The sequence below is a fragment of the Microcoleus sp. B5-D4 genome (assembly GCF_036705145.1).
GTDB lineage: Bacteria > Cyanobacteriota > Cyanobacteriia > Cyanobacteriales > Microcoleaceae > Microcoleus.
In genome coordinates, this window is the sequence record NZ_JAUBTV010000049.1 from 48112 (window position 1) to 57266 (window position 9155).

10 protein-coding genes and 1 pseudogene are annotated in these 9155 nt (G+C 43.0%); 8 read left to right on the forward strand and 3 right to left on the reverse strand.

Features of this window, described 5'->3' with window-relative positions:
* Window positions 1-30: 30 nt before the first annotated feature.
* Both QUB10_RS21290 and QUB10_RS21295 read left to right on the forward strand, forming a co-directional pair.
* Entirely contained in the window at window positions 31-801 is a 771-nt protein-coding gene (locus QUB10_RS21290; RefSeq protein WP_333205294.1) for a TerC family protein, read from the forward strand.
* A 148-nt stretch (window positions 802-949) separates the two neighbouring features.
* Window positions 950-1057: pseudogene (locus tag QUB10_RS21295) on the forward strand (Uma2 family endonuclease); the annotation flags it as partial.
* Window positions 1058-1277: 220 nt separating this feature from the next.
* Here QUB10_RS21295 and QUB10_RS21300 read toward each other — a convergent pair.
* Entirely contained in the window at window positions 1278-2012 is a 735-nt protein-coding gene (locus tag QUB10_RS21300; protein ID WP_333157102.1) for a DCL family protein, read from the reverse strand.
* A 146-nt stretch (window positions 2013-2158) separates the two neighbouring features.
* Here QUB10_RS21300 and QUB10_RS21305 point away from each other — a divergent pair, with 146 nt between their 5' ends.
* Window positions 2159-2578 carry a XisH family protein gene (locus tag QUB10_RS21305; RefSeq protein WP_333157103.1) on the forward strand — a complete coding sequence of 140 codons (420 nt, stop codon included), beginning with the start codon at window positions 2159-2161 and terminating at the stop codon, window positions 2576-2578.
* Window positions 2563-2898, forward strand: a complete 336-nt coding sequence (locus QUB10_RS21310) for an element excision factor XisI family protein (RefSeq protein ID WP_333205295.1) — start codon at window positions 2563-2565, stop codon at window positions 2896-2898. Before QUB10_RS21305 ends, QUB10_RS21310 begins: the two co-directional genes overlap by 16 nt.
* A gap of 67 nt (window positions 2899-2965) precedes the next feature.
* Here QUB10_RS21310 and QUB10_RS21315 read toward each other — a convergent pair whose 3' ends face one another.
* Window positions 2966-4054 carry an ABC transporter ATP-binding protein gene (locus tag QUB10_RS21315; RefSeq protein ID WP_333205296.1) on the reverse strand — a complete coding sequence of 363 codons (1089 nt, stop codon included), beginning with the start codon at window positions 4052-4054 and terminating at the stop codon, window positions 2966-2968.
* A 126-nt stretch (window positions 4055-4180) separates the two neighbouring features.
* Here QUB10_RS21315 and QUB10_RS21320 point away from each other — a divergent pair, with 126 nt between their 5' ends.
* Both QUB10_RS21320 and QUB10_RS21325 read left to right on the forward strand, forming a co-directional pair.
* On the forward strand, window positions 4181-5902 hold the full coding sequence (locus QUB10_RS21320; protein WP_333205297.1) for an iron ABC transporter permease: 1722 nt from the start codon (window positions 4181-4183) through the stop codon (window positions 5900-5902).
* Between the two features lie 36 nt (window positions 5903-5938).
* Window positions 5939-6460 (forward strand): pentapeptide repeat-containing protein, encoded by a 522-nt coding sequence (locus QUB10_RS21325; protein WP_333205298.1) that lies wholly within the window; start codon window positions 5939-5941, stop codon window positions 6458-6460.
* Between the two features lie 65 nt (window positions 6461-6525).
* Here the strand turns inward: QUB10_RS21325 and QUB10_RS21330 are convergent, their stop codons facing one another.
* A complete protein-coding gene (locus QUB10_RS21330; protein ID WP_333205299.1) occupies window positions 6526-7575 on the reverse strand; it encodes a Fe(3+) ABC transporter substrate-binding protein in 1050 nt (349 codons plus the stop codon).
* A gap of 259 nt (window positions 7576-7834) precedes the next feature.
* On the opposite strand from QUB10_RS21330, the gene QUB10_RS21335 reads away from it, so the two are divergent.
* Window positions 7835-7975, forward strand: coding sequence for a hypothetical protein (locus tag QUB10_RS21335; protein ID WP_333149913.1), 141 nt, complete (start codon window positions 7835-7837; stop codon window positions 7973-7975).
* 181 nt (window positions 7976-8156) lie between these two features.
* The gene (locus QUB10_RS21340; protein ID WP_333205300.1) at window positions 8157-8795 is read left to right on the forward strand and encodes a transcriptional regulator; all 639 of its coding nucleotides are present in this window, start codon (window positions 8157-8159) and stop codon (window positions 8793-8795) included.
* Window positions 8796-9155 lie beyond the last annotated feature (360 nt).

Here is a 9155-nt window from a genome sequence, read left to right on the forward strand (position 1 = left end):
CTTGGCAATCTTAGGTGCACAAAATAGTTAATGATAGATCAATTTCTCGACGCTTCACCCAATTTTGGAGTTGACGGCTTTTTATTATTGTTGGTTTTGGTGGCTTTGGAGGCTGTACTTTCGGCTGACAACGCGATCGCCCTGGCGTCTATTTCTAAAGGTTTGGAAGATGCCAAGGATCAGCAAAGAGCTCTCAACTTGGGTTTGATAATTGCTTTTGTACTGCGGATAGCCCTCATTTTAACGGCTACTTGGGTGATCCAATACTGGCAGTTTGAACTGCTTGGTGCTCTCTACCTGCTGTGGCTTGTTTTCCAACATTTTACTTCAGAGACAGACTCCGAAGGAGAACATCACGGGCCCAGATTTGCCTCTGTGTGGCAAGCAATTCCCATGATTGCTTTTACGGATTTAGCGTTTTCATTGGATAGCGTTACTACTGCGATCGCTGTTTCTGATAACACTTTTATCGTCGTAACAGGCGCTACTATTGGAATTATTGCCCTGCGATTCATGGCCGGGTTGTTCATCCGCTGGCTGGATGAGTTCGTTCACCTAGAAAGTGCTGGTTACATCACAGTTGGGTTCGTGGGAATGCGGTTGTTGGTGAAAGTAATTAATCCCGATTTAGTTCCTCCGCAATGGCTGCTAGTTTCCAGTATCGTCTTGATGTTTGTCTGGGGATTTTCTAAGCGTACTCCTGAGTCAGTCGAGATTGCAAAATCTCTAGAAATGGCTCTCACTCAGCCGGATTCAGAAGTGGCTGTGCGAGAATCGCAAGGACAGAAGTCCGAAAATTAACATACTTTCATTTGAATACAATTAGCTTAAATCTGTCAAACCAACAAGATTGAAGGCTGGTCAAAACGTGCAAAAGCCTTTCATCCCGGTGACTTTAGTCTGGGGATGAAAGGCTTTTATTTTGTAATATCCTTTCCTTCACTAGCCGATCGAACTTATAGGAGTAAAATTGGGCCTATGGTTCGGCAGTTATCAAAATCAGACTCAGCAATGGTTAGGCTGGTGGGATAGCGAGGGGAATTTTTTGCTGACGGGGTTGGCGGCATATTGGCGATCGATCCAGATCTGATTTTAGCCTTGGTGGTTGCTGTATTTTTTGAGGCTTTAGGGAAATAAGGCGGGCGAGGGGAAGAGGTTGTAGGCGATCGCATTTCACCTGTCGGTAAAAAATGTAACATTTCTGTTGAGTGGCTGCCAGAAAAATTCGCGATGCACCAGAAATCTGAGTCAATCCACTCCCACAGAGATGTGATACGTCAGTCACCTACAAGTTCATTAGGAATCAATACAGGATTACGGCTCTTCCGAATTCTCTCCGAGCCGCCAAGACTAAGATTTTGTTCCGCTTTAATAACCCTAAGCTGCGCCATTTTATGATGATATCGTCGAAACTTATCCTTTAACTCTTGATCAATCATAGTTGTTTGAAACTGGGCATCCTGGGACATTAACAACATTTCAGGTTTTATTTCAATATCATTAGCGCCAATAAAAGTGTTCACAAGAACCTGAAATGTCAAGGGCTTTTTATGGTCAAGATGGCTCTCATAAATAGCTACTTTATCACCAGTAATATCGCATTCAACTCTTCCATCCTGATCGGCAAACTTTTCAAAGAATATTTTTTTAGTTAGCCGAAGATCATCTTGAACAGCGGCACGGCAGGCTTCTAAAAAATCTTGATAAAGAGACTTTCCTTTAGCAGAAATCGCTGTGCGATAAGAAAAATCTGTTTTAGATCCATCTGTTCTTTCTATCCAAAAGCAACTTGTCGGCATATCGGTTCTATATTTGTACAAACGTTTTATACCACATCCAATCTTTTTATCTGCTTCAGGATGGCGCTCCAGAAGAGCTAGTAACATATCGTGATCATCACCTGCTATGCTTTGACCATTTCGATAGCGCTCCAACATATTTCTGAAGTGTTCAATAGCATCTTTCTGGAATTTGAACTCTATTCCATTGAGAACAATTGGTTGCCTTGCCATTTAAACTCCCTACCAGTTTTATATGACGTATAACTTAAATTGTATCGCAGATGTGTTACCCTATATCATAATAAGCGATATCTGCAAGACATAGGAGTTCAAAAAGTCCCTGCTTATCTTTCCTAACCTCAATTCTCGAATGTCGAATGTCTAGACGCGATAATTTACACTTCTCTCTACGTCGCACCCTCGAAAAAGACGGGTGGACAATTACGGACGATCCTTTAGTCTTAGTGTTAGAACAGACACTTTTGAAAGCCGACTTAGGAGCAGAAAAGTTTTTTACTGCGGAAAAAGAAGGGCAGAAAATCGCTGTTGAAATCAAAGACTTCGATTCACCCTCAGTCATCAGTGAACTGGAAAAAACGATGGGACAGCTTCAGCTTTACCAATGGGCATTGGAAGGGCAAGAGCCGGAGCGTCAGTTGTTTTTAGCTGTGAGCCAAGCCATCTACATTAAACACTTTCAAAAACCGATTTTTCAGTTAGCCGTCCAGCGAAATAAAATTAACTTATTAGTTTACGAACCAAGTCAAGAGGTGATTCTCCAATGGATAACTCACTAAGCTATGCAGACATCCTCAAAAAAACCCTGCAAGAAGCAACTCGCGCCCAACCGCGTTTACAGGCGATCCAGCTTTACCCCGTCTGTGATGTCGATTCTGGTCACTTTCTGATTCTCGCTACAGGCTGGGATAAACAGCGCTGGATTGACACGATTCTGTTTCATGCTCGTTTAGTCGATAATCAAGTTGTAATTGAAGAAGATAACTTCGAGGAAGGTCTAAGCCAAGCGCTGATTGCAGCGGGTATAAAAGCAGAGGATATTGTGACTACCCTCTTCCCTGACAACAGCGATAGAGAGAAAACGTATCAGACAGTATAAGGAAGAAGGAAGAGGGGGAGATGGGAAGAGGGGGAGGATTTTTCCCCTATTAGCAATTAGCCATTAGCTATGGCCTAGGCTTACCGACAAAGAAAGCTAAGGGAGAATTATCACCACAAGATAACCGAACTTTAGAACCAATGGGAAAAACATTCCCTGTGGTTGTGAGTGCATATAACTTTTCGCCCGAAGGAGTCTTTAAACAATAACGATTTTCTCTGCCTAAAAATTGGCGATCGCAAACCACAACAGCCGAATCTTCATCTAAGTATAAACTCAAGTCTTCCTGCCGGATCATCAATTCTCCTTGAGTAGAAACATCACAGGGAACTTGTGAACATGAATCTCGTTTAACAGCAAAACAACCTACTTCTGTTTCCCAAAAATCCTGCTTCAGCGATGCAGACACAAAATTAGCTTGCGTCACAAACTCAGCCACAAATCGAGATGCTGGTTCTTGATAAACTTCCTCTGGAGTGCCAAACTGTTCTAATTTGCCTTGACGCATCACCGCTACCCAATCTGAAATCGAAAGTGCTTCTTCGCGATCGTGGGTGACAAATACACCAGAGGTTCCCGTTGCTTTGAGAATCTCGCGGACTTCCTGACGCAATCTTAACCGTACTTGTACATCTAAATTACTCAACGGTTCATCTAGTAAAATAATCGCAGGTCTAGGCGCTAAAGCACGGGCCAGCGCCACTCGCTGTTGCTGACCCCCGGATAATTCATGGGGATAACGGTTTTCCAACCCTTCTAATCCCACCAGCGCTAATGCTTCGGTGACACCTTTCTGAATATTATGCTTTGACTCTTTTCCTTGATGTGTCAAGCCAAAAGCTACATTTTTCGCGACTGTCAAATGGGGGAAGAGTGCATAGTCTTGAAACACCATACCAATGTCTCGCTGTTCCGGCGCGACTGACATATTAACACTCGCTACAGTTTTTCCTGCTAGGGCGATCGTCCCTGCTTGTAGCTGTTCAAAACCCGCAATTAACCGCAGCAACGTTGTTTTCCCACAACCCGATGGCCCCAACAACCCCAGTATATCTCCTTGATGTAAGGTCAGGGTGACAGATGCCACCGCAGGTGATGCTGCTTGGGAATACTGTTTTGTTACACCATCCAAATGCAGAATTATCGGTCGAGCCATTATTGCTATAAATAATCAACAACTTACTATTCTACAATATACCAGTTTAGTGAGATTAATTATCATAAAGGCTTGACAAATGTTTACAACTACTGATAAACTAGCAAACTAGACTTTTTACTAGCGATGAAAAATTCCCAAAAATCACTACAGCAAACAGGAATCAGGACAATCCAATGGCTATCGACCTTACGCGGTTTATCCGCTAGTGGGTGGACACTTGCGGTTATCGCTTTAGCATTGCCGATCGCCATACCAGTCATCAGTGTCTTATCCAGTATCTTTTTTGAAGCTAAAGATACATGGCAACATTTAACCGATACAGTTTTAACCCGTTATATCATCAACTCTTTATTGTTAATGATCGGTGTAGGCTTTGGTGTTATCGTGATTGGCGTAGGATGTGCGTGGCTAGTAACAATGTGTCGCTTTCGGGCCAGTCGCGTATTTGAATGGGCATTACTGTTACCCTTAGCGGCCCCAGCTTATGTCCTAGCTTATATTTATACAGACTTTTTAGAATTTTCCGGCCCAGTTCAAACTGCTGTGCGTTATATTTTTGGCTGGAGTTATGGAGACTATTGGTTTCCTAACGTGCGATCGCTCCCTGGAGCAATCTTAATGCTAATCTTAGTTTTATATCCCTACGTCTACCTATTAACACGAGTTGCATTTTTGGAGCAATCCACTTGTACCCTAGAAGCTAGTAGAATACTTGGCTGTAGCCCTTGGCGGAGTTTTATTACAGTTGCCTTACCAATGGCTAGACCTGCAATTGTTGCAGGTTTAGCACTGGCTTTGATGGAAACTCTCAACGATTATGGAACTGTTCAGTATTTTGGAGTTGATACTTTTACCACAGGTATTTATCGGACTTGGTTTGGCATGGGAGAACGAATTGCTGCCAATCAATTAGCTGCCCTGCTATTATTATTTGTTCTGGGTTTAATTTTACTAGAACGCTGGTCGCGCAGTCGGACTAAATATTATCAAGCTAGCAGCCGCTATCGCCAATTACAGACTTATCAGCTTAAAGGAATTAGGGAAATTTTAGCGGTAATTGCTTGTTTGATACCGCTGTTTTTTGGTTTTTTATTGCCAGCGGGTCTTTTAGTAAAGTTGACCTTAGCTAATTGGCAACTCACTTTAGATGAACGCTTTTGGATATTTGCCCGTCATAGTTTAATTTTAGCCACCCTGACAGCAATTTTGGCCGTAGTTATTGCCTTGATTATGGCTTATGGCTTACGGTTATACCCTAATTTAGGAGTGCAGTTTGGAACGAGAGTTGCGGCAATGGGCTATGCTGTACCTGGTTCTGTGATTGCAGTGGGGATTATGGTTCCCATTGGAAAATTTGACAATCTATTTGATAGTTGGATGCGTGAAAACTGGGGAATTTCTACAGGCTTGTTGTTAAGTGGTACGATCGCAGCTTTGGTATTTGCTTATATAGTTCGCTTCCTTGCTGTTTCTTTAAATGCGGTAGAGTCAAGTTTGAGCAAAATTAAGCCTAATTTAGATGATGCGGCTAGAAGTTTGGGTTATAGCCCGATGCAAACTTTAGTTACAGTTCATACACCTATGATGACGGGAGGTTTACTAACTGCTATGATGTTAGTATTCGTTGATGTCATGAAAGAGTTACCTGCTACTATAATTATTAGACCTTTTAACTTTGATACTTTGGCTGTGCGAACTTATCAACTTGCCTCAGATGAGCGATTGGCTGAAGCTTCTGGCCCAGCATTGGCAATTGTTTTAGTGGGGATGTTACCGGTTATTTTATTAAGTTGGAAAATTGCGCGATCGCGCAATTCTTCAACCGAGTTAACAGTTAACAGTTAACTGTTAACTGTTGCCATTATTCCTTTGAAAATCAAGATGATTAATAAAAATTCAGCAATGTTTACCCGCACTACTGGCACAATTTCCTTGTTACTACTTACTATTTTTGTCACCTTTGGATGTCAAAAACAGGCGGCGGGTCCCCTCGAAACATTACAAAAAACTAAGCAATGTCCAGGATGTGACCTGACTGATACCAAGTTAAGTGACATGGATTTAACAAACGCTAATCTCAATGGTGCTAAGTTGGAAGGTGCAATGCTAGAAAAGGTCAAACTTAATGAAGCCTTACTCGATAGCGTCAATCTCAAAGGTGCAAATTTAAAAGGTGCTTCTCTGGAAAAAGCAGGTTTATTTTCGGCCGATCTCACAAATGCTGATTTGAGTAATGCAAATCTCAAGGGGGCTTTTTTGCGAGGGGCAAAACTGAATAATGCCAATCTTAGTAATGCCGATTTAAGTGAAACTGACTTAAATAGTGCTGATTTGACAGGGGCAAACCTGACAGGGGCAAACCTCAAAGGCGCTATAATGCCGGATGGTAAAATTAAAAATTAAAGTTGATGGGATTCGGCGGTTTCAACCGCCGAATCACAAAGAGTAGCTTTTTGTTCAAAAAGCCTCTATTTCCATCCGGCCCGATCGGCAACCTTTAAAGCTTCGGGGTTATTTTTCCCATACACATCAGGGTTGAGAGGGTCAGATTTGAATGTACCAAAACTTGCCACTACAGGATCGATCGCCACACCTGAAATCACAGGGTATTCGTTATTACTCCTAGCAAAAATTTGTTGCGCTTCGGGACTGGCTAGGTGTTCCAAGAATTTGGTCGCGCCTGCTTTGTTACGGGAGGTTTTGACTACACCTCCACCACTAATATTGACGTGGGTACCGCGATCGCGCTGGTTCGGGAAAAATACACCTACTTTCGCCGCGATCGCTTTTTCTGCTGGATCTTTCGATTTCATTAAGCGAGCTACATAATAGGTATTAACAATGGCAATATCGCCTACCCCATCAGCAACAGCCTTGATTTGCGCTGTATCATTTCCCTCTGGAGGACGCGCAAAATTAGCCACCAATCCTCGCGCCCAAGCTTCTGTTTTTTGAGCTCCATGAGCTGCTAACATAGCCCCAACCAGAGATTGATTATAGATATTAGTGGACGATCGCACTAAAACTTTGCCTTTCCACCGAGGTTCTGTCAGCGCCTCATAGGTTGACAACTGGGTAGGGTTCACCTTGCTTTTGTTATAAACAATCACCCGTGCCCGGCGCGATAGACCAAACCAGAAACCTTGAGGATCTCGCAAACTTGCTGGAATTGCCGATGTCAGGACTGTTGAAGACACAGGTTGCAGAATACCTGCTTGTTTTGCCCGCCACAAACGCCCACCATCCACCGTGATGAAAACATCAGCGGGGCTATTTGCACCTTCACTTCTGATCCGTTCAATTAGTTGGTCAGCATCCGCTTCAACGAGGTTAACCTTGATCCCAGTTTTTTTGGTGAAGCTTTGGTACAACTCATTATCAGTATCGTAGTGACGTGCTGAATAAAGGTTGAGAGTCCCGGTTTGGGCTGCGACAGGGGCTTTTTTGCTTAGTTCCCCCACGGCCACGACAGCCATTGCTGTACCGCTGGCAAGAAAAATACGCCGAGAAATGCTCATTGTTCTATAATGATAGATTTTTTCATCTGGTAATTGACACGATGGTGCATCCACAGCCATCTATAGTCAGTGCTTTACTATATTAATGCAAGTAATTCTTATTTGATGATCGAGATCGTAACTATTTTAGGGCTGACGCACTGCTGGTCAATCGATTTTAGATTTTAGATTTTAGATTTTAGAGGCGACCCCACGGATAAATGCTCTTTCTTGAGGATTTTCGATTTGAGATTTGGGATTGATTCCACGGATAAATCACGTGGCCGGTACCACCTTTGAAATTCCGGGTCAGGGAAAACGATATTACCCGAAAGCAGGGCACGGTAGTGCGGTTTCCCTACAAATCCGGCGATCGTTACATCCGATCCGTGCGATCGGGCGATCGACAAAATTGCTGTAGGGAAACGGCACTACCGTTTCCTGACTGCCGTTTTCTTACCCCCAGTTTTTTTAAAGTCGCATAAATTTTCAGTAAATACCGATCTACACACTCGCCAAACCCAAAGTTAAAATATAGCCAATAAAAAATAGCTCGTCCTAGCTGTTTTTTGGGCCAGCTAAATATCAGGGAGTGCATCTACGTGTCAATAAATAAAACGCTCAAAGGCAGAGCCACTACACCTGCCCCAGGTTTTACCATGATTGAGCTATTGATAATTATTTTAATCATAGGAATATTTTGTGCGATCGTCGCCCCCTCTTGGCTAATGTTTATCAACAACCACCGTTTAAAGGTATCGCTCGATCGAGCTTATTGGGCAATGGAACTTGCCCGCAGCAACGCCAAACGATCCAAAATTTCATGGCAAGCCAGCTTCAAACAAGTAGGAGAAAACGTACAAGTAGCAGTCCATCCAGCCGACATTCCCCCCGGTCAAGTAGCAGCCAGTCAATGGAAAAGCCTAGAACCGCAAATTCAAATACATACAGCCATAAACGACAAAGGAGAATCGGAAACAACATTGCTCAACGTCAATGAAAACAACAAAGCCACAGGAACCAAAACAATTCGGCGAGCCATGTTCAACTTCAGAGGTTGCGCTGTTTATAACAGTACCGACGAGTGCGGCCAAACAAACCTACAAGCAAAAGGGAGAATAACACTATTCCATCCCCATTTAAAAAATAGTGAACGGTGTGTCATAATCTCTACTATTTTAGGACATAAGCGCATCTCTCAAAGACAACGCACAGCTAAAGACGGAAGATATTGTTACTAACACGGCGATGAATTATTTTGGGGGTAGGGAAACGGCATTACCGCGTCGTCAATAGCCTTGTTGTCGATGCTTATATTCGATGTCAATTCTTGACGCAATATCTCCGATCTAACTCACGCCCAGAGCACCATTCTCGGTTAACAGGCTTTTCTGCCTGTTCCGCAAAGAGTGAATTTTGTTGTGGAACAGGCAGAAAAGCCTGTTCATAAAAGGCTTATTGAGAATGGTGCAACATTTCAGATACAGCCTCTTCCAGGTTCATGAAGTACACACAATCTTGTAGTAAGGATCGCGAATTAAATAACTTACAATTTTAATTGTTATTGTGGGATGGGCGTCCCGCCCGTCCTTTTTGGACGG

Excerpts from the sequence above, each read along its gene's own strand:
- QUB10_RS21320 (WP_333205297.1), top strand. The coding sequence starts at position 4,181 with ATGAAAAATTCCCAAAAATCACTACAGCAAACAGGAATCAGGACAATC.
- QUB10_RS21330 (WP_333205299.1), bottom strand. The coding sequence starts at position 7,575 with ATGAGCATTTCTCGGCGTATTTTTCTTGCCAGCGGTACAGCAATGGCT.
- QUB10_RS21315 (WP_333205296.1), bottom strand. The coding sequence starts at position 4,054 with ATGGCTCGACCGATAATTCTGCATTTGGATGGTGTAACAAAACAGTAT.
- QUB10_RS21310 (WP_333205295.1), top strand. The coding sequence starts at position 2,563 with ATGGATAACTCACTAAGCTATGCAGACATCCTCAAAAAAACCCTGCAA.
- QUB10_RS21290 (WP_333205294.1), top strand. The coding sequence starts at position 31 with ATGATAGATCAATTTCTCGACGCTTCACCCAATTTTGGAGTTGACGGC.
- QUB10_RS21325 (WP_333205298.1), top strand. The coding sequence starts at position 5,939 with ATGATTAATAAAAATTCAGCAATGTTTACCCGCACTACTGGCACAATT.
- QUB10_RS21305 (WP_333157103.1), top strand. The coding sequence starts at position 2,159 with ATGTCTAGACGCGATAATTTACACTTCTCTCTACGTCGCACCCTCGAA.
- QUB10_RS21300 (WP_333157102.1), bottom strand. The coding sequence starts at position 2,012 with ATGGCAAGGCAACCAATTGTTCTCAATGGAATAGAGTTCAAATTCCAG.